General features: G+C 74.4%; 19 protein-coding genes. 10 read left to right on the forward strand and 9 right to left on the reverse strand.

What is annotated here, in order from left to right:
* Positions 1–156 precede the first annotated feature (156 nt).
* The 3 genes from ACH4SL_RS24135 (at position 157) to ACH4SL_RS24145 (ending at position 4,610) form a co-directional block, all read left to right on the forward strand.
* Complete coding sequence (locus ACH4SL_RS24135; RefSeq protein ID WP_398449614.1) at positions 157–924, forward strand: helix-turn-helix domain-containing protein; 768 nt, start codon at positions 157–159, stop codon at positions 922–924.
* Positions 925–984: 60 nt separating this feature from the next.
* The gene (locus tag ACH4SL_RS24140; protein ID WP_398448921.1) at positions 985–1,731 is read left to right on the forward strand and encodes an SAM-dependent methyltransferase; all 747 of its coding nucleotides are present in this window, start codon (positions 985–987) and stop codon (positions 1,729–1,731) included.
* Positions 1,732–1,856: 125 nt separating this feature from the next.
* Complete coding sequence (locus ACH4SL_RS24145) at positions 1,857–4,610, forward strand: penicillin acylase family protein (RefSeq protein ID WP_398448923.1); 2,754 nt, start codon at positions 1,857–1,859, stop codon at positions 4,608–4,610.
* 169 nt (positions 4,611–4,779) lie between these two features.
* Here ACH4SL_RS24145 and ACH4SL_RS24150 read toward each other — a convergent pair whose 3' ends face one another.
* Complete coding sequence (locus ACH4SL_RS24150) at positions 4,780–6,081, reverse strand: serine-threonine protein kinase (RefSeq protein ID WP_398448925.1); 1,302 nt, start codon at positions 6,079–6,081, stop codon at positions 4,780–4,782.
* Between the two features lie 271 nt (positions 6,082–6,352).
* Between ACH4SL_RS24150 and ACH4SL_RS24155 the strand changes: the two genes are divergently transcribed.
* The 5 genes from ACH4SL_RS24155 (at position 6,353) to ACH4SL_RS24175 (ending at position 11,830) form a co-directional block, all read left to right on the forward strand.
* Complete coding sequence (locus ACH4SL_RS24155; protein WP_398448927.1) at positions 6,353–7,150, forward strand: SDR family oxidoreductase; 798 nt, start codon at positions 6,353–6,355, stop codon at positions 7,148–7,150.
* The gene (locus ACH4SL_RS24160) at positions 7,147–8,802 is read left to right on the forward strand and encodes an AMP-binding protein (protein ID WP_398448929.1); all 1,656 of its coding nucleotides are present in this window, start codon (positions 7,147–7,149) and stop codon (positions 8,800–8,802) included. Before ACH4SL_RS24155 ends, ACH4SL_RS24160 begins: the two co-directional genes overlap by 4 nt.
* Positions 8,803–8,876: 74 nt before the next feature.
* On the forward strand, positions 8,877–9,509 hold the full coding sequence (locus ACH4SL_RS24165; RefSeq protein ID WP_398448931.1) for a TetR/AcrR family transcriptional regulator: 633 nt from the start codon (positions 8,877–8,879) through the stop codon (positions 9,507–9,509).
* Positions 9,510–9,528: 19 nt separating this feature from the next.
* The gene (locus tag ACH4SL_RS24170; RefSeq protein WP_398448933.1) at positions 9,529–10,509 is read left to right on the forward strand and encodes an NADPH:quinone oxidoreductase family protein; all 981 of its coding nucleotides are present in this window, start codon (positions 9,529–9,531) and stop codon (positions 10,507–10,509) included.
* Positions 10,510–10,642: 133 nt separating this feature from the next.
* A complete protein-coding gene (locus ACH4SL_RS24175) occupies positions 10,643–11,830 on the forward strand; it encodes an MFS transporter (protein WP_398448935.1) in 1,188 nt (395 codons plus the stop codon).
* Here ACH4SL_RS24175 and ACH4SL_RS24180 read toward each other — a convergent pair.
* A complete protein-coding gene (locus ACH4SL_RS24180) occupies positions 11,818–13,035 on the reverse strand; it encodes an acyl-CoA dehydrogenase family protein (RefSeq protein WP_398448937.1) in 1,218 nt (405 codons plus the stop codon). The two genes, ACH4SL_RS24175 and ACH4SL_RS24180, sit on opposite strands and share 13 nt — an antisense overlap.
* A gap of 5 nt (positions 13,036–13,040) precedes the next feature.
* A complete protein-coding gene (locus ACH4SL_RS24185) occupies positions 13,041–14,141 on the reverse strand; it encodes a phosphotransferase family protein (protein WP_398448939.1) in 1,101 nt (366 codons plus the stop codon).
* Between the two features lie 160 nt (positions 14,142–14,301).
* Between ACH4SL_RS24185 and ACH4SL_RS24190 the strand changes: the two genes are divergently transcribed.
* The gene (locus tag ACH4SL_RS24190; RefSeq protein ID WP_398448941.1) at positions 14,302–15,627 is read left to right on the forward strand and encodes a glucarate dehydratase family protein; all 1,326 of its coding nucleotides are present in this window, start codon (positions 14,302–14,304) and stop codon (positions 15,625–15,627) included.
* A 145-nt stretch (positions 15,628–15,772) separates the two neighbouring features.
* Here ACH4SL_RS24190 and ACH4SL_RS24195 read toward each other — a convergent pair whose 3' ends face one another.
* The 5 genes from ACH4SL_RS24195 to ACH4SL_RS24215 all read right to left on the reverse strand — a co-directional run bounded on the left by ACH4SL_RS24195 (position 15,773) and on the right by ACH4SL_RS24215 (position 18,421).
* Positions 15,773–16,285, reverse strand: a complete 513-nt coding sequence (locus ACH4SL_RS24195) for a gluconokinase (protein ID WP_398448943.1) — start codon at positions 16,283–16,285, stop codon at positions 15,773–15,775.
* 120 nt (positions 16,286–16,405) lie between these two features.
* Positions 16,406–16,729 carry a DUF202 domain-containing protein gene (locus ACH4SL_RS24200; protein WP_398448945.1) on the reverse strand — a complete coding sequence of 108 codons (324 nt, stop codon included), beginning with the start codon at positions 16,727–16,729 and terminating at the stop codon, positions 16,406–16,408.
* Positions 16,726–17,139 (reverse strand): YidH family protein, encoded by a 414-nt coding sequence (locus tag ACH4SL_RS24205; RefSeq protein ID WP_398448948.1) that lies wholly within the window; start codon positions 17,137–17,139, stop codon positions 16,726–16,728. Before ACH4SL_RS24205 ends, ACH4SL_RS24200 begins: the two co-directional genes overlap by 4 nt.
* A 68-nt stretch (positions 17,140–17,207) precedes the next feature.
* Complete coding sequence (locus ACH4SL_RS24210) at positions 17,208–17,366, reverse strand: hypothetical protein (protein WP_398448950.1); 159 nt, start codon at positions 17,364–17,366, stop codon at positions 17,208–17,210.
* On the reverse strand, positions 17,363–18,421 hold the full coding sequence (locus ACH4SL_RS24215; protein ID WP_398448952.1) for a hypothetical protein: 1,059 nt from the start codon (positions 18,419–18,421) through the stop codon (positions 17,363–17,365). The genes ACH4SL_RS24210 and ACH4SL_RS24215 overlap by 4 nt, the downstream gene beginning before the upstream one ends.
* A 29-nt stretch (positions 18,422–18,450) precedes the next feature.
* On the opposite strand from ACH4SL_RS24215, the gene ACH4SL_RS24220 reads away from it, so the two are divergent.
* Entirely contained in the window at positions 18,451–18,780 is a 330-nt protein-coding gene (locus ACH4SL_RS24220; RefSeq protein WP_398448954.1) for a hypothetical protein, read from the forward strand.
* Between the two features lie 18 nt (positions 18,781–18,798).
* Here the strand turns inward: ACH4SL_RS24220 and ACH4SL_RS24225 are convergent, their stop codons facing one another.
* On the reverse strand, positions 18,799–19,356 hold the full coding sequence (locus tag ACH4SL_RS24225) for an NUDIX domain-containing protein (RefSeq protein ID WP_398448956.1): 558 nt from the start codon (positions 19,354–19,356) through the stop codon (positions 18,799–18,801).
* Positions 19,357–19,393 lie beyond the last annotated feature (37 nt).

Below are 19,393 nucleotides of genomic sequence, written 5' to 3' on the forward strand. Positions count from 1 at the left end.
GGACCCGTGGACGCCTCTCGTAGCACCCTCCCCCCGACGGCCCAGACAGCTCCGACCGCCCCGGCGGCCCGGACGGCTCCGGCGGCCCGGACGCCCGGGGAGCCGCGGCGCCCGCCCCACGGGAGCGCACGGCCCGCGGGGCGCCCCTCCGCGGGCCTGACCTTCTCCGAGGCGCTGCGCGCCAGCCGCACCCGGCGGCGGCTGAGCCAGCTGGAGCTGGCGCTGCGCGCCGGGACCACGCAGCGGCACATCAGCTTCATCGAGAACGGCCGCTCCACGCCCGGCCGCGCGCTCGTCGCCCGCATCGCCGACTCGCTCGCGCTGCCGCTGCGGGAGCGCAACGGGCTGCTGCTGGCGGCCGGTTACGCGCCCGTCCACCCGCAGCGCGACCTCACCGACCCCGCGCTCGCCCCGGCCCTGGAGGCGCTGGACCACATCCTGACCGGCCACCTGCCCTACCCGGCGATCGTCGTCGACCGTTACGGGGACCTGGTCGGCGCGAATTCCGCCTTCGGCGTGATGACGGAGGGCTCGGACCCCGCGCTGCTCGGCCCGCGGGCCAACATCCTGCGGCTGGCGCTGCACCCGGCGGGCATGGCCCCGCGCATCCGCAACTTCCCGCAGTGGGCCCGGCACGTCATCGAGGCGCTGCGCGAGGAGCAGCGGCGCAACCCCGACGACCGGCTCGCGGCGCTGTACGACGAGCTGGCCGGGTACGTGCCCGCGCCCGGTGAGGGCGCCGACGCCGCGCTGGGCTTCACCGTGCCCATGGAGCTGGACTCCGTCGCGCGCGGGCCGCTGCGCCTCATGACGACCGTCGCGGTCTTCGCCACCGCCGCCGACGTCACCATCGCGGAGCTGAAACTGGAGGCCTTCCTGCCGGCCGACCGCGCCACGGCCGACGCCTTGCGGCAGGATTCCTGACACACCCGAGCAGCAACCTGAGCACGAGCACGAGCACGCACCCGAAGACCGAGGAACCGCATGAGCCTGCGCCACCACGAGATCGCCGAATCCCGGCACCGCATCCTCAACCCCGTCACCGAGGAGAAGCTGATGCTGCTCGGTGACATCTGCCGGCTCGGCAAGGGGCAGCGGCAACTCGATCTGGCCTGCGGCAAGGGCGAGATGCTGGTCCGGTGGGCGGAGCGGTACGGCACGACCGGCACCGGCGTCGACCTCAGCGAGGTCTTCCTGACCGCGGCCCGCGAGCGGGCCGCCGAGCTCGGGGTCGCCGACGCCGTGGAGTTCGTCCGCGGCGACGCGGGCGCGTACGACGCGGAACCCGGCGCGTACGACGTCGTGTCGTGCATCGGCGCGACCTGGATCGGCGGCGGCCTGACCGGCACGATCGAGCTGCTGCGCCCGGCGCTGCGGCCCGGCGGCCTGATGCTGATCGGCGAGCCCTACTGGAACGAGCCCGCCCCCGAGGGCGCCCTGGAGGCGAACGGCCTGGAGCCGGACGACTTCGCGTCGCTGGCCGGCACGCTGGACCGCTTCGAGGCGGCGGGCATGGACCTGCTGGAGATGGTGCTCGCCGACGGGGACAGCTGGGACCGCTACGCCGCCGGGCAGTGGTTCGCGATCTCCGACTGGCTGCGCGACCACCCGGCCGACCACCCCGACGCCGACGACATGCGCGCCTTCCTCGCCCACGCCCGCCGCACCCACCTGGAGTGGAACCGCCGGTATCTGGGCTGGGGCGTCTTCGTGCTGCGCGCGGCGGGCTGACGCGGGCCGCCCCGCGGTTCCGCGGCGGCGAGTTGTGGGGAAGTCGAAAAGCTGACGCATGTTCATCTTCCGGGCTGGGTTAACCGGCGGTAACCTCCGCGCACCGGCTTCCGGAAGGAGCAGAAATGCCGCTACGGACCCCACGACGGATCGGCAGAATCGGCGTGCTCAGAACGGCCGCCGCGAGCGCCCTCCTCGCGCTCGCGGCGACCCTCGTGGCCCCCACGTCACCGGCCGCCCACGCCGCCGACACGAACGACTACTGCGCGGGCCAGTGCGCCGACATCCTGCCGCCCGGCGAGAACGGCAACGCCACCCTCGCCGACATCCTCGCCAACAAGGCGCTCGGCACCCGCCCCGCGCACACCGCCGACCAGCTCGGCCCGTACGCCGCGCTCGCCGACGGCTACCCGACCCTCACCGACGCGACGATCACCAAGTTCTTCAACGACGCCTCCTTCGGCGTCCCCGCGGGCCAGGTCGCCTCGGTCAGCAGCCCGCGCTCCGACGTCACCATCACCCGCGACAAGGCCACCGGCGTCCCGCACATCAAGGGCACCACGCGCGAGGGCACCGAATTCGGCGCCGGATACGCGGCCGCGCAGGACCGGCTCTGGCTCATGGACCTCTTCCGGCACGTCGGACGCGGCGAGCTGTCGTCCTTCGCCGGCGGGGCCGCCGCCAACCGCGGCCTGGAGCAGGAGTTCTGGCGCCAGGCCCCGTACACCGAGGCCGACCTCCAGGCGCAGGTCGACTGGCTCGCCAACAACTCCGGCACGCGCGGGCAGCAGGCGCTCGCCGACGCGCAGAACTACGTGAACGGCATCAACGCCTACATCACCGCCTCGAAGAACGGCCGCTACTTCCCCGGCGAATACGTGCTCACCGGCCACGTCGACGCCATCACCAACGCCGGCACCATCGAGCCCTTCCAGCTCACCGACCTGATCGCGCTCGCCTCCGTGGTCGGCGCGCTGTTCGGTACCGGGGGCGGCGGCGAGGTGCAGTCGGCGCTGTCGCTGCTGGCCGCGCAGCAGAAGTACGGCGTCGCGCAGGGCACGGACGTCTGGGAGTCCTTCCGCGAGCGCGACGACCCCGAGGCGACCTCGACGGTCCACGACGGCACCAGCTTCCCGTACGCGGGCAAGCCCGCCACCGCGCAGGGCGAGGCACTGCCCGACCCCGGCTCCGTCACCGCCGAACCGCTCGTCTACGACGCGACCGGCGGCGCCAAGCTCACCACCACCGCGAGCCCGGGAGTGCTGCCCGGCAACCTCTTCTCCACCAAGAAGGGCATGTCCAACGCCCTCCTCGTGAGCGGCGCGCACACCGCGAGCGGCCACCCGGTCGCCGTCTTCGGCCCGCAGACCGGCTACTTCGCGCCACAGCTGCTGATGCTCCAGGAGCTCCAGGGCCCCGGCATCAGCGCCCGCGGCGCCTCCTTCGCGGGCCTGGGCATGTACGTCGAGCTGGGCCGCGGCCAGGACTACGCCTGGAGCGCCACCTCGGCGTCCCAGGACGTCACCGACACCTACGCCGTCGAGCTGTGCCAGGACGCGACGCACTACCTCTTCCACGGCCAGTGCACCGCCATGGAGAAGCTGGAGCGCACCAACTCCTGGAAGCCCACGCTCGCCGACTCCACGGCGGCCGGCTCCTACCGGATGCAGATCTGGCGCACCGCCTACGGCCCGGTCGAATACCGCGCCACGGTGGGCGGCAAGGCCGTCGCCTACACCCAGCTGCGCAGCTCCTACCGCCACGAGGCCGACTCGATCATCGGCTTCCAGGAGCTGAACGACCCGGGGTTCGTCCACGACCCGGCGTCCTTCCAGGCCGCCGCGAAGGACATCAACTACACCTTCAACTGGTTCTACGCCGACTCGCAGCACATCGCGTACTACAACAGCGGCACCAACCCGGTACGGGCCGCCGGCGTCGACCCGTCCTTCCCGGTGTGGGCGCAGGCGGCGTACGACTGGCGCGGCTGGGACCCGGCGGTCAACACCGCCTCCTACACCCCGCCCGCCCAGCACCCGCAGTCCGTCGACCAGGACTACTACATCTCCTGGAACAACAAACAGGCGCCCGGATACACCTCGGCGGGCTTCGGCAACGGCTCGGTGCACCGCGCCGACCTGCTGGAGGACCGCGTCAAGGCGCTCGCCCGGACCGGCGGGGTGACCAGGTCCGCGCTGGCCAAGGCGATGGACGACGCGGCGCTGACCGACCTGCGCGGCGAGGACGTGCTGCCCGACCTGCTCCAGGTCGTCAACAGCGCGCCCGTCACCGACGCGCAGGAGGCCGCGGCCGTGCAGCAGCTGACGGCGTGGCAGGCGGCGGGCACCAAGCGGCACGAGTCCTCGCCGGGCTCGCACGCGTACGCGAACGCGGACGCGATACGGGTCATGGACGCGTGGTGGCCGCTGCTCGTGCAGGGTGAATTCCAGCCGGGGCTCGGCAGCGACCTCTACACGGCGCTCACCGCCGACCTCACGGTCGACGAGTCGCCGTCCGCCGGGCACGGGCCGACGGGCTCGCACGCGGGCAGCTCCTTCCAGTACGGCTGGTGGAGCTATGTCGACAAGGACCTGCGCAAGGTGCTGGGGCAGCCGGTGGCCGGGCCGCTGGCGCAGTCCTACTGCGGCGGCGGGCAGCTCGCGGCCTGCCGCGACATGCTGCTGAGCACGCTCAAGCAGGCCGCCGCGGTGCCGGCCACCACCGTCTACCCGGGCGACGACGGCGGCTGCTCGGCGGGCGACCAGTGGTGCGCGGACTCCATCGTCCAGCGGCCGCTCGGGGGTGTCACCGACGACCGCATCAGCTGGCAGAACCGCCCGACCTACCAGCAGGTCGTGGAATTCCCGGCACACCGCTGAGCAGCCGCCGAGCGGCTGACCAAGCGGCTGATTGAGCGGCGACCGTCCCGCCGCCCGACCCGGCCCTGACCGTGTCGGCGACAGCGGCCCTGCGGGGGGCCGGCCTTCCGAGGTCGGCCCCCTCCGGGCTCACCGCGGGCCTCAGGGGCCGCGGAGGTCTGTGGCACTGCTACGCGACGAGCGCGCCCGCCCGCAGCATCAGGCGGGCCAGATCCGGGTGGCAGATGTCGCTGTGGGCGCCGGACGGGGGGCCGCCGTGGCAGACGGTTGCCGAGGCGTCGACGCTCACGCAGCCCGCAGGCGGGAAGCCCTTGCCGAGGGCCGCGGCCAGGGCCAGCGCGGGAGCGGTCGGCAGGCCGTGGAAGCCGTCGTGGCCCAGCGCGCCCCAGCGGTCGTCGCCCAGCAGGGAGCGGTCGTCGCCGGAGAGCCGGGAGGCCAGCGGGTAGAGGATGCCCAGCGCGGTGTCATGGCGGGAGTGGGCTGCCACGATCGGCCCGTGCACCCGGTGCTGCATCCCGTCGAGCGCGCCGCCGGGGGAGAAGGCGGAGTGCGAGAAGGCCCCCTGGAGCAGGGTGACCGACGCGACGTTGTGCGCCGCGGACGGCAGCCCGGCCAGGGCGAAGGAGACCAGCCGGGCGCCGAAGCTGTGCCCGACCAGATGCACCCTCGTCCAGGGCGCGCGCTCCGCCAGCTGCCCGAGGAAGGGGCCGACGCCCGCCTTGCCGACCTTCCCCGCGCGGCCCTTCATCGCGAAATACGTCGCCTGGCGCAGCAGCTCGTGCGCCCCCGACCAGATCTTCTTGCCCAGCGCGCCGAGCAGCGCCTCCGCGTCGCCCTCCGGGCCCACCGTCGCGGCCACCGCGTCGGCCAGCTCGCCGCATATCGCCTCCGCCTTGCCGGTGAGGAGCGCGGGCAGCGCGGCGCCCGCCCCTTCCTCTCCCGGTCCGGCGAAATCCTGCGCCAGGGCCGCGGATTCCGGCCCCGCTCCGGTCAGTGCGCGCACCAGCCCCGCGAATTCCTCCAGGGCCTCAGGCTCGTCCGGCTGCCGCCGCAGCAGCTCCGCGATCCGGTCGGCCTCCGTGTCGTGGCCGGGCAGTACCCGCTTGAGGGCGGCGATGTCCGCGGCGACCGCGATGTCCCTGGCGGCGCCCGCGTCACCACCGGGCGCGGCGACGGCGGTGCGCGGGAAGTCCGCGATCGGCTCGTCCGAGAAGCGCATGGACGGCCAGTGCACCCCGACATACCCCGGGCGCACGGCCGGGAAGGCGGCCAGCAGCCCGGGGAAGGGCGCGTAGAAGCGGTCGTAGAGGCGGCAGGCGCTGGACAGGTCGTTGTTCCAGCCGTGGGAGAAGAGCACCAGGTCGGTGTGCTCGGCTGCGTGCGCGAGCAGCGCGTCACGCTGCTCCGGGTCGGGATCCCCGTCCGCGTCGAACGTCAGATCCCAGTACGGCTGCACACTTTTCACGGCCATGGCTCCCCCTCGCCTGTCCCAGATCCGGGAAAGATCCGTGATTGTCCGCTCTGCACCCATCATCCCGACCTCGCCCGGCCGCGTCCATCCCTCCGTCGGGTGAAGCCCGGTCAACCCGCCTTGCCGCCGCAGGTCGTGCGCCCGGCCGCCCCTCCCGCCATCCCTTCCGCCACCCTCCAGTCACCCCGCCCCTCCGGCCCTTCCGCTTCAGTGACCGACCGCTTAGTATGCGGACGGGGGAGAGGCCGGACGTCGAGTCGAGGGAGACACGATGGTGGTGGAAGCACTCCGCGGTGCGCGGGTGGTCGTCACGGGCGCGGGCGGCGGCATCGGTGCCGCGCTCGCGCGCGCCTTCGCGGCCGAGGGCGCCCGGGTGGCCGTCAACGACCTCGACGCGGACGCCGCCCGCAAGGTCGCCGACGAGATCGGCGCCGCCGTCGTCGCCGGGGACGCCTCCGGCATCGTGCCCGCCGCCCGTACCGCGCTCGGCGGCGGCATCGACGCCTTCTGCGCCAACGCCGGCGTCGCGACCGGCGGCGGCCCCGAGACCGACGACGCCGCGTGGGAAGCGGCCTGGGACGTCAACGTCATGAGCCATGTCCGCGCCGCCCGCGCCCTGCTGCCCGAGTGGCTGGAGCGCGGCGGCGGGCGCTTCGTGTCGACCGTGTCGGCCGCCGGGCTGCTGACGATGGTCGGCGCCGCGCCGTATTCGGTGACCAAGCACGGCGCCCTGGCCTTCGCCGAGTGGCTCTCGCTCACCTACCGCCACCGCGGCGTCCGGGTCCACGCCGTCTGCCCGCAGGGGGTGCGCACCGCGATGCTGGACGCCGCCGGGCCGGCCGGCGAGCTGGTGCTCGCGCCCACCGCGATCGAGCCGGAGGACGTCGCGCGCGCGGTGCTGGCCGGGATCACCGACGAGCGCTTCCTGATCCTTCCGCACCCCGAGGTCGCCGACTACTACGCCGCGCGCGCCGCGGAACCCGAACGGTGGCTCCGCGGGATGAACCGGCTGCAACGCGACTACGAGGCCGCGGTGGCGGACCGCGCCGGGAAGGAGCAGGACGCATGACCGGATACGCCGACCAGCCGTGGCTGCGGTTCTTCACCGAGGAGCAGCGGCGCGACCAGGACTTCCCGCCGTCCGTGCTGCACGGCTTCCTGGCCCGCGCCGCCGAGCACCCCGAACACCGCGCGCTCGCCTACTTCGACGGCGCCCTGACCTACGGCGAGCTGGACGCCCTCTCCGACGGCCTGGCCCGCCACCTCGCCGACCGCGGCTTCGCCCCCGGCGACCGGCTCGCCGTCCTGCTGCAGAATGTGCCGCAGTTCGTGGTGGCCCTGCTGGCGGCGTGGAAGGCGGGCGGCGCGGCCGTTCCCGTCAACCCGATGTACAAGCGCCACGAGCTGGCGCACATCCTCGGCGACGCGGGCGCCACCGCCCTGGTCTGCTCCGAGCGCGCCTGGGCGGAGTACGTGCGGGAGACGGTCGCGCAGTCGCCCGTGCGCATTGCGCTCACCGCGTGCGAGCGGGATCTCCAGACGCGCGACGACCCGCGCGTGCTCGGCGGGCCGCGGATGCCGGCCGACGACGCCGAGGACGTGCTCGCCGCCGCCCGGGCCGCCACCGGGCCGCGCCCGCAGATACCCCTTCCCGCGGCCGGTGACACCGCCCTGATCAGCTACACCTCGGGTACCAGCGGCCGCCCCAAGGGCGCGCTCAACACCCACGGCAACCTCTCCTTCAACGCCCACCGCCAGGTGCGCGTCCAGGCGCTGCCCGCCGATTCCGCGGTCTTCGCCCTGGCGCCGCTCTTCCACATCACCGGCATGGTGTGCGAGCTGTCCGCGGCACTGGCCGGCGGCCACACCCTGGTGCTGGCCTACCGCTTCGAGCCCGGCGTCGTCCTCGACGCCTTCCGCGAGCACCGCCCCGCCTACACCGTCGGCCCCGCCACGGCCTACATGGCGCTGCTGGCCCGCCCGGACGCCGCCCCCGAGGACTTCGCGTCCTTCCGGCTCATCTCCTCCGGCGGCGCCCCGCTGCCGCCCGCCGTCGTCGAGGCCTTCCGGGCCCGGGCCGGCGGCCTGTACCTGGCCAACGGCTACGGGCTGACCGAGTGCGCCGCCCCCTGCGCGAGCGTCCCGCCCGGCTACGAGGCCCCGGTGGACGCCGCGTCCGGCACCCTCGCGGTCGGTGTGCCGGGACCCGGCACCATGGTGCGGATAGTCGACGACGACGGCGCCGAGGTGCCCTTCGGTGAGACGGGCGAGATCGCGGTCAGCGGCCCCATGGTCGTCCCCGGCTACTGGAACCAGCCGGAGGCCTCCCGCACCGCCCTCCCCGGCGGTGAACTGCGCACCGGCGACATCGGCTTCATGGACGCCGAGGGCTGGCTCTACGTCGTCGACCGCAAGAAGGACATGATCAACGCGTCCGGCTTCAAGGTGTGGCCGCGCGAGGTCGAGGACGTCCTCTACACCCACCCCGCGGTGCGCGAGGCCGCGGTCGTCGGCGTCCCCGACCCCTACCGCGGGGAGAGCGTCAAGGCGTATGTGAGCCTGCGTCCCGGCGCAATTGCCGAGCCGTCGGAAATCGTGGCCTATTGCCGCGAGCGGCTGGCCGCGTACAAATACCCCCGCGAGGTGGAGGTGCTGCCGGAGCTGCCCAAGACCGCCACCGGCAAGATCCTCCGCCGAGAGCTGAAGGCCGAGGCCGGATGACGCGATGACGGCCGGATAAGGTCCATAGCGGCCAGGAACGGCTGTTACGGGGAGTACGAGGAAGGGGCAGGCGGATGGCACGCGGGACCACGGGGGAAGGCGGCGGCACGGGGCGCTCCGAGGGCGGCGGCCAGGCCGCGGCGGTGCCCGAGCGGCTGCTCGCCGAGGCGACCCGGCTGTTCGCCGAACGCGGCTACGACCGGACCTCCGTCCAGGAGATCGTCGAGGCCGCGGGCGTCACCAAGGGCGCGCTCTACCACTACTTCGGCTCCAAGGACGACCTGCTGCACGAGATCTACGCCCGTGTGCTGCGGCTCCAGACCGAGCGGCTCGACGCCATCGCCTCCCGCGGCACCCCGGTGCCCGAACGGCTCGCGGAGGCCGCGGCCGACGTCGTCGTCACCAGCATCCAGAACCTGGACGACACCAAGATCTTCTTCCGGTCGATGCACCAGCTCAGCCCGGAGAAGCAGAAAGCGGTAAGGGCCGAGCGCCGCCGCTACCACGAGCGCTTCCGCTCGCTCGTCGAGGAGGGCCAGCGCGACGGCCACTTCCGGCCGGAACTCCGGCCGGACCTGGTCGTCGACTTCTTCTTCGGCTCCGTGCACCACCTCGGCACCTGGTACCACGCGGACGGGCCGCTGTCCGCGCAGCAGGTCGCCGGTGAATTCTCCGACCTGCTGCTGCACTCGGTGCGGCGGTCCTGACCCCGACGGGAGCACCCGCGTGAAGGCATGGCGCGTCCACAGCAACGGCGAACCGCGCGAGGTGCTGCGCCTCGACGAGATCCCCGAGCCCGAGCCCGGCCCCGGCGAGGTGCTGCTGCGGGTACGGGCCGCGGGCGTCAACTTCCCCGACGCGCTGCTGTGCCGCGGCGAATACCAGATCCGCCCGCCGCTGCCCTTCACACCCGGCGTGGAGATGTGCGGCGAGATCGCGGCGCTCGGCCCCGACGTGACGGACCTGACCGAGGGCGACCGCGTCATCAGCACCGCCGCCCTGCCCGGCGGGGCCTTCGCCGAATACGCCGTCGTGCCCGCCGCGGGCGTGCTGCCCGCGCCGGAGGCGCTGGACGACCCGGCCGCCGCGGTGCTGCACATCGGTTACCAGACGGGCTGGTTCGGGCTGCACCGCCGCGCCGCCCTCCGCCCCGGCGAGACCCTGCTCGTGCACGCCGCGGCGGGCGGTGTCGGCAGCGCCGCCGTCCAGCTCGGCAAGGCCGCGGGCGCGTACGTGATCGGCGTCGTCGGCGGTGCGCAGAAGGCGGCGGCCGCCCGCGAGCTGGGCGCCGACCTGGTCGTCGACCGGCACACCGAGGATTTCGTCGCCGCCGTCAAGGACGCCACCGGCGGCCGCGGCGCCGACGTCGTCTATGACCCGGTCGGCGGCGACGCCTACACCCGCTCCACCAAGTGCATCGCCTTCGAGGGCCGCATCGTCGTGGTCGGCTTCGCCGGCGGCACGGTCCAGACCCCCGCCCTCAGCCACGCCCTGGTCAAGAACTACTCGATCCTCGGCCTGCACTGGGGCCTCTACGCCACCCGCGCCCCCGAATCCGTCCGCGCCGCCCACGCCGAGCTGTCCGCCCTGGCAGCGGAAGGCACCATCCGCCCCCTCGTCACCCCCCGTCCGCTGTCCGAAGCCCCGGACGCCGTCCAGGCCGTGGCCGACGGCCGCACGGTGGGCCGGCTGGCGCTGGTGCCCTGACGATCCGGCGCCCCGGAAACCGCCGCGGCGCTCTCCGGGGCTGGTACGGTCGCGGGGTCGGCCACCGCGCGCCGCGGTGGACATGTGGGAGTCCGGCTCCCGGGTGGGTGGGCATGTCCGAGAGGCATGCCCCATGCGGAGTTACGCCGCCCTGCTGCGCACCCCCGAGATCCGCGTCCCCCTCCTCGCCACCGTCCTGGGCGCCCTCCCGCTCGGCATGCTGGGCCTCGCCCTGCTGCTGTACGCCCGCGGCCTGAGCGGGTCGTTCGCCGCCGGAGGCCTCGCGACGGGCGCCTTCGGCCTCGGCAACGCCCTGGGCATCACCGCCCAGGGCCGGCTGATGGACCGCCACGGGCAGGCCCGCGTGATCGTTCCGGCGGGTGTGGCCTGCGCGCTCGGCTCCGTGGCGCTGGTCGCCGCGCCCCCGTCCGCGCACCGCACCGCGTTCACGGTCGCGGCCTGCGCCGGGCTGGGGCTCTGCGTGCCGGCGACGACAGGCGCCATGCGCGCCCTGCTCGCCGCGCTCGTCCCGGACCCCGGAGCGCGCCGCGCCGGGTACGCACTCCTCGCGGTGCTCTTCCAGCTGGCCGTGCTCGGCGGCCCGCTGCTCACCGCGCTGCTGCTGGCCCTTGCGGGGCCCGGGGCCGCGGTCCTGTCCGGCGGCCTGCTGGCCGGCGCGGCCGCGGCGCTCTTCGGCTCCTCGCGCGCCTGCCGCAGCCGCCGCCCGGCCCGGAGCGGACGCCACAGCGGCGCGGGCACGGGCCGCGGGCTCGCCGTCCTGCTGGCGCTCACCGCGGGGACGGGGGTGTCCGGGGGCATGACCGCCGTCGCCGTGCCCGCGGCCGCGCTGGCCACGGGCAGCGCCGCCGCGAGCGGGGCGCTCATGGCCGTGTCCGCGGCAGGCGAGGTCGCCGCGGGCCTCGTCTACGGCGCGCTGCCCGTCCGCTGGACCGCCCCGGCCCGGATCCTGCCCCTGACGCTCGCGGCCGCGGCGGCCGCGGTCGGCCTCGCGGCATGGGCGGCGCCCGTCCTCGTCGCGCTCTTCCCCGCGCTCTTCCTGGTGGGGGCCTGCTCGGGGCCGTCGGCCATCGCCGCCTCGGCGCTGCTGGACACGCTGGCCCCGCGCGCCGCCCTCACCCGGGCGTACACGCTCATGGTCGGCTGCTACCTGGTGGGCGGCGCCGCGGGCAACGCGGTCGGCGGCGCCCTGGTGCAGCGGCTCGACTCCCGGGGCTGCCTCGGCGCCGCCGCGGGATGGCTCGCACTGCTGCTGGTCGCGGCGCTGCGGGGGCGCCGCGAGCTGGGTGCTCAGGAGGTGTAGCGGGCCAGTTCGCGGCGGGCCAGGGAGCGGCGGTGGACCTCGTCGGGGCCGTCGGCCAGGCGGAGGCTGCGGGCGCCGGACCACAGGCGGGCGAGGGGGGAGTCCTGCGAGACGCCGGCGGCGCCGTGGGCCTGGATCGCGCGGTCGACGATGCGCTGGACGGTGGCGGGGGTGGCGATCTTGATGGCCTGGATCTCGGTGTGGGCGCCCTTGTTGCCGACGGTGTCCATCAGCCAGGCCGTCTTGAGCACCAGCAGCCGCAGCTGCTCGATCTCGACGCGCGAGTCGGCGATCCACTCCTGCACCACGCCCTGCGCGGCCAGCGGCTTGCCGAAGGCGACCCGGTCGGCGGCCCGGCGGCACATCAGCTCCAGCGCCCGCTCGGCCATGCCGATCAGCCGCATGCAGTGGTGGATACGGCCCGGCCCCAGGCGGGCCTGGGCGATCGCGAAGCCGCCGCCCTCCTCGCCGATCAGATTCGCGGCGGGCACCCGCACGTCGTGGAAGACGACCTCGGCGTGGCCGCCGTGGTCGGCGTCGTCGTAGCCGAAGAGCCGCATGCCGCGGCGTACTTCCACGCCGGGGGTGTCGCGCGGGACGAGGATCTGGCTCTGCTGGCGGTGCCGTTCGGCGGTCGGGTCCGTCTTGCCCATGACGATGAGAACGGCGCAGTCCGGATTCATCGCCCCGGAGATGTACCACTTGCGGCCGTTGACGACGTAGGTGTCGCCGTCCCGCTCGATGCGGGTCTCGATGTTGGTCGCGTCGGACGAGGCGACGTCCGGCTCGGTCATGGCGAAGGCGGAGCGGATGTCGCCGGACAGCAGTGGCTCCAGCCACTCCTTGCGCTGCTCGGGGGTGCCGAACTCGGCGAGTACCTCCATGTTGCCGGTGTCCGGCGCGGCGCAGTTGAGGGCGGCCGGGGCCAGGAAGGGGCTGCGGCCGGTGATTTCGGCCAGCGGCGCGTATTGCAGGTTGGTCAGGCCCGCGCCCAGCTCACCGGGCAGGAACAGATTCCACAGCCCCTGCCGCCTGGCCTCGGCCTTCAGCTCCGCCACGACCGGCGGCACCGTCCAGTGCTTCTCCGGCCCGGCCTGCTCGTGCTGCGCGGCGAAGACGGCCTCGGCCGGGTACACGTGCTCGTCGAGGAAGGCGCCGAGCTTCGCGCGCAGTTCCTCGGTGCGGGCGTCGAAGGCGAAGTCCATCGTGCTCAGTCCTCCTGATGGGGTGCGTGCGGTGCTTCCGGTGCGCGCGCGGCGGTCGGCGTCGCGGCCCGGGGCAGGCGGTGTACGGTGCGCAGTCCCCGGTCGATGAAGAGCGGGACGACGGCGCCGATGCGGTCGAAACCGGCGCCGAGGGTCTGGCCGAGGGTCCAGCGGTAGTGGATGCCTTCGAGGATCACGGCGAGTTTGAAATACGCGAACGCGGTGTACCAGTCCACGTCCGACACGTCCCGCCCCGAGCGCAGCGCGTACCGCTCCACGATCTCGGCGGCGTCCGGGTGGCCCGGAGCGCCGGAGGCGGTGGGGACGGGGAAGCCGGGGATGTCGTGCTGCTCGCCGTACATCACCAGCAGGCCGAGGTCGGTGAGCGGGTCGCCGAGCGTGGACATCTCCCAGTCCAGGACGGCGGTGAGGCGGTCGTCGGCGTCGAAGAGCACGTTGTCGAGGCGGTAGTCGCCGTGCACGACAGCGGGCGCGGGGGAGGCCGGGAGCGCCCGGCCGAGCGCGGCGTGCAGCTCGTCGATGCCCTCCAGCTCGCGGCTGCGCGAGGCGTCCAGCTGCTTGCCCCAGCGGCGCAACTGCCGGTCGAGGAAGCCCTCGGGCCGTCCGAAGTCCGCCAGGCCCACCGCGCCGGGCTCCACCGCGTGCAGGTCGACGAGGGTGTCGACGAGGGTGAGGGCGAGGGCCCTGGTGCGCTCGGGCCCGAGCGCGGTCAGCTGGTCCTCGGTGCGGTAGGGGGTGCCGGGGACGAAGTTCATGACGTAGAAGGGCGCGCCGACGACCTCGGTGTCCTCGCACAGCAGCACCGTGCCGGGCACCGGGACCGCGGTCGGGGCGAGCGCGCTGATCACCCGGTGCTCGCGGCCCATGTCGTGCGCCGTGGCCAGGACGTGGCCGAGCGGCGGGCGGCGGACGACCCAGGTGCCGGCGCCGTCGGTGACCCGGTAGGTGAGGTTGGAGCGGCCGCCCTGCACCAGCTCGGCCCGCAGCGCGCCGGTCACGAGGCCGGGGCGGTGCTCGTCGAGGTGGCGGCGCAGCCGGTCGAGGTCCAGGCCCCGGGGGTGGTCGGTGTCGGGCGTTCGGGTCATGTGCTGATCGTACCGACTGGTCGGTATGGGGTCCAGTTCCCCGCGAGGACCGGCGCGTGGCCGGTGCGCCGCCCGGGCCCGCGTCCGGCTCGTTCGCCGCGTTGACGACCCGCGCGCGGCCCGCATAAGCTCCGGTCTTATGGGTGAACGTGATTCATATATGCAGACAGTAGGTCCTGCCGGCGCTTCCGGCCCTTCCGCCGCGTTCACGATCGCCGAGGTGCGCCTGACCCCCATCCTCATCGCCGATCCGCCGCTGCTCAACACCCACGGCGTCCACCAGCCCCACACGCCCCGCCTCGTCGTCGAGATCGTCACCGCCGACGGTACGTCCGGCATCGGCGAGACCTACGGCGACACCCGCTATCTGGATCTCGCCGCCCCGCTCGCCGCCGCCCTGCCGGGGCACCGGGTCACCGACCTGAACGGCCTCTTCACACTCGCCGAGCGGGTGTGCGGCGAGGTCACCGGCACCTCCGACTCCGTCGCCGCCGGCGGCCTGCGCGGTGTCCAGACCGCCGACAAGCTGCGGCTCTCGGTCATCTCCGGCTTCGAGGTCGCCTGCCTCGACGCGCTCGGCAAGATCCTCGGCCTGCCCGTCCACGCCCTGCTCGGCGGCAAGGTCCGCGACACCGTCGACTACAGCGCCTACCTCTTCTACAAGCTCGACGGCCACCCGCAGGGCCAGGGCGAGCCCGACGACTGGGGCGCCGCCCTCGACCCGGCCGGCGTCGTCGCCCAGGCCCGCCGCTTCGCCGACACGTACGGCTTCGGCTCCTTCAAGCTCAAGGGCGGCGTCTTCCCGCCCGAGCAGGAGATCGCCGCGATCCGCGCGCTGGCCGAGGCCTTCCCCGGCCGGCCGCTGCGCCTGGACCCCAACGGCGCCTGGTCGGCGCAGACCTCGCTGCACGTCGCCCGCGAACTCGCCGACGTGCTGGAGTACCTGGAGGACCCGGCCGGCAGCACCGCCGAGATGGCCGAGGTCGCGCAGGGCACGGACGTGCCGCTCGCCACCAACATGTGCGTGACGACCTTCCAGGAGATCAAGGAGGCCTTCGCGCGCGACGCCGTCCAGGTGGTGCTGTCCGACCACCACTACTGGGGCGGGCTGCGCAACACCCAGCAGCTCGCCGCCGTCTGCCGCACCTTCGGCGTCGGTCTGTCCATGCACTCCAACACCCACCTGGGCATCAGCCTGGCGGCCATGACGCACGTCGCGGCCACCGTGCCCAACCTCGACTACGCGTGCGACTCGCACTACCCGTGGCAGACCGAGGACGTCATCACCGAGCGCCACGCCTTCACCGGCGGCGCCCTGACCGTCTCCGACCGGCCCGGCCTCGGCGTCGAACTCGACCGCGACGCCCTCAAGACGCTGCACCAGCGGTGGCTCGACGACGACGGCACGATGCGCGACCGCGACGACGTCGCCGCGATGCGCAAGGCCGACCCCGCGTGGCGCGCCCCCAGCGTGCCGCGCTGGTGACGCGGCGGCCGGCGCCGTAAACGATGCCGTAGGGCGTACGCGGGGCAGGGCGCGGGCCGGCCCGGCGGTCTCCCGGGCCCGGGTGCGGGTCAGTACGGCAGTACGCCGGTGCCGGCCCGGCGGTCTCCCGGGCCCGAGCCGCAGGTCAGCGCGGCAGTACGGCCAGTGCCCGTTCGGCGATCTCCCGGGGCCCGCCGTCCAGGGGTACGGCGGCCCCGGGCTCGTCCGCGTCCAGCGGCTCCAGCGCCTCGAACTGCGAGCCGAGCAGCCCCGCGGGCATGAAGTGCTCCGTGCGCGCCGCCAGCCGGGAGCCGATCAGCTCCGGCGTGCCGTCCAGGTGCAGGAAGAAGACCCCGTCCGCGGCGCCCCGCAGCCGGTCCCGGTAGCGGCGGCGCAGCGCCGAGCAGCTCACCACGCCGCCGCGGCCGCCCCGCCCGGCGATCCAGGCGGCTATCGCGTCCAGCCACGGCGCCCGGTCGGCGTCGTCCAGCGGCTGCCCGGCCGCCATCTTGGCGATGTTCCCGGCCGGGTGGAAGTCGTCGGCCTCTGCGTACTCCACGCCCAGCCGCTCCGCGAGCAGCCCCCCGACGGTCGACTTCCCGGAGCCCGAGACCCCCATCACCACGACCACCGTGCGCGCCGCCGGTCCAGCCGTCATCGCCCGTGCCTCCCTCAGCCGCCGATACGCCCGCGGAGCCGTACGGTACGCGCGGCCCCGGCCCCGCGGCGTCCCGCCCGCCGGGCTACCCGTGGATACTACGCACCCGCCCGGCGGGGTTCACCACACCGCCGCGGCGCCGAAGGCGGCGAGGGCGAGCATGCAGGCCGCGACCGCGAGGGCGACGGCGTGCGGGAGGAGCCGCGGGCGGGGGAAGCCCAGCTGCTGGATGCGGTGGTGGGCGAGCCACAGGAAGGCCAGGAAGACCAGGGCGGCGAGGCCGACCGCGAGGGTGACGTAGGCGCCGCCGTGCAGGGCCTGGCGGCCGGCCAGCACCGCGACGACCGCGCAGCTCAGCGTGGTGCGCCGCCACGCCAGGCGGGTGCGCTCCGGCTGGAGCCCGGGGTCGCGGTCGGTCTCGACGGGCAGCCGCCGGGAGGTCATCCGGCCCAGCCCGCGACCACCACACCGACCATGACCAGCGCGATCACCCCGATCAGCACCGCCAGCGCGGCGGGGAAGCGGGAGACCGGCAGGTTGGCGCCGTGCCGCATGGCCCGCTCGCACCGCACCCAGTGGTTGACCGCCCGCAGGGTGCAGGCGACACCCCCGGCGAGCAGGGCGAGGGCGAACGTCACCCGGGCCCAGTGCGTCAGATGGTCGGTGAGGAACTGGTCGATGGCGAAACCGCCGCCGATCAGCGCGAGCGCGGTGCGGATCCAGGCCAGGAAGGTCCGCTCGTTGGCGAGCGAGAAGCGGTAGTCCGGAGTCTCGCCCTCCTCCTGGACCCGGGCCGGCGCGAACCACAGCCGGACCGCGTCACGTCCGCCGTCCAGCCGCTCGAATATGCTCACCCGTCCACACTAAGCGGTGCCGCCCCGGCCCACCCGCGGGCCCTGTCCCCGGCCACCCGCCACCCCGTTCACCTGCGGCGACGCTGCATCGCCGCGTACACCAGCACCACCAGGGCCACGACCAGGACGACGGACACGACGATGACGGCGGTGTGGTCGCCGCCGCCCGAATCCCGGCGGGGCGCGATGTCGGCGAGCAGGACGGTGGCGGTGCTGGTCGTGGTCATACGGTGCCTCCGGCGGCAGCGGTGGTCGGGGTCGTGGTCGTGGTGGCGGGGGCGGCCTTCGGGCCCATGCCCAGGACGAGCATCAGCAGGACCGGGAATTCCAGGTAGGCGTGGTAGCTGGCCAGCGCCGCGTAGACCGAGGTGCCCTGGTCGTAGTCGCTCACGAACAGCGCGGCGAGCGCGGCGCCCGCGCCCAGGCCCAGCGCCCACGCCCGGCGGGCGTTCAGCACCGGCACCCGCCGCTCGAAGGCCGCGGTCGCGTCGGGCGCGTAGCGCGGCATGAACCACACCCACACCAGGTAGTGCATGAGCGCCATGAAGGCGAAGACGGTGATGAAGCGCAGGTCGGCGCCGCTGTGCAGCCACGCGGGAGGGGTGTACGTCGCGGACAGCCGCCGCGTCCAGCCGGAGCCGGAGCCCATCAGCGGGTCGAACGCGCCGGCCAGGATCAGCGCCGGGATCACCAGCACCCAGCCGGCCTGCACCGCGCGGAAGAGCCGGCGGCCGCGGCCCATGCCGCGCGACCACTCCCACAGGAAGACCAGCGGCACCACGTTGTGCAGATGCGTGAGGACGACGAAGTGGTAGGCGGGGAAGCTCAGCGACGCCGTCGTGGACGCCGCGATCACCGCACCGGCGCCCGCCAGCACCCACGGGCGGTGCCGCAGCGCGTGCACGCACGCCACCGCGAGCAGCCCGTACGCCAGCAGGATCTCGCCGTCGCGGGTCGCCGCCGAGGCGGGCAGCACCCGGCACAGCACGATGCCGGTGATCAGCGCGGCCAGCAGCCGCAGGAAGGCGCCGTGCAGCACCTGCTCGAAGCGGCCCGCCATGTAGCGCAGCTCCAGCACGTTGTGCAGGATGCCCAGGCTCGCCAGCCCCACCACCGCCGTGCCCGCGGGCATCCGCAGGGACACGGCCAGGACCGCCACCGTCAGCAGCGCGAAACCGGCGACCGGGCCGCTGCCCACCGCTCCGGCACCGTCGCTGCCGCGGATCCGGCCGCGGACACGCGGACCGCCCGCGGCCACCCCCGCTCCGACCGCACTGGCCATGGCTTCCCTCCCCGTGACACGATCCCGCCGTGTCCTATCCCGCGGCCCTCGCCCTCACCGTGGCGACCGAGGTGCCCGTCTACACGGCCGCGCTGGCCGCCGCGTCCCAGGCCCCGCCCGGGCGTACGGCGGGCGCCGCCGTGATCGTCAACTGTGTGACGCACCCGCTCCTGTGGTGGTTCCTCCGCCATGTGCCGCTTGCCGTCTACTGGCCCGCCTTCGCCGCCGCCGAGGCCGCGGTGGTGCTGGTGGAGGGGTGGCTGACGGCACGTCTGCTGCGGCTGCGCGGCCCCGCGCCGTACGCGGCCTCGACGGCGGCGAACGCGGTGTCGGTGCTCGCGGGCCTGCTGCTGCTCTGAGCGGCAGCCCGCAGGGGGTCATCCCCGCCCGGGATGCTCCGCCCGCCAGTCCTGCAGCCGGTGGTAGGCCTCCAGGCCGTCCGGCACCCACTGCCACTCCGCCAGCCGCCGCGTCAGCTCCTCCTCCGTCAGGAAACCGTGCCAGGCGACCTCCTCGGGCTGCGGCGCCACCGGCAGGTCGCAGCGCACCCGGTAGACGGCGGACCACCAGCTGTGCGCGCCCTCCTCGTAGAGGAAGCGGAAGAGCGGCTCCGGCCGCGGCAGCCCGCTGACCCCCAGCTCCTCCTCGGCCTCGCGGAGCGCCGCCTCGTCGTAGGACTCGCCCGTGCCCAGCACGCCGCCCACGAAAAGGTCGTACAGCGACGGGAAGATCAGCTTCCGCGCGGTGCGCCGGTGGACGAACACCCGTCCGGCGCCGTCGGTCACGAGCACGAACGCCGCGCGGTGGCGCAGGCCGCGGGCGTACGCGTCGGCGCGCCGCGCCCGGCCGACGACCACGTCGTGCTCGTCCACGATGTCGATGACCTCGTCCGCGGAGAGGCCGGCGGCCGCGTCCCCCTGAATGCCTTCGCTCATACGGCGATTCAACCACCCGCTCCCGCGCCCGGACGGG

This window comes from Streptomyces sp. NPDC021020, from assembly GCF_044333285.1.
GTDB lineage: Bacteria > Actinomycetota > Actinomycetes > Streptomycetales > Streptomycetaceae > Actinacidiphila.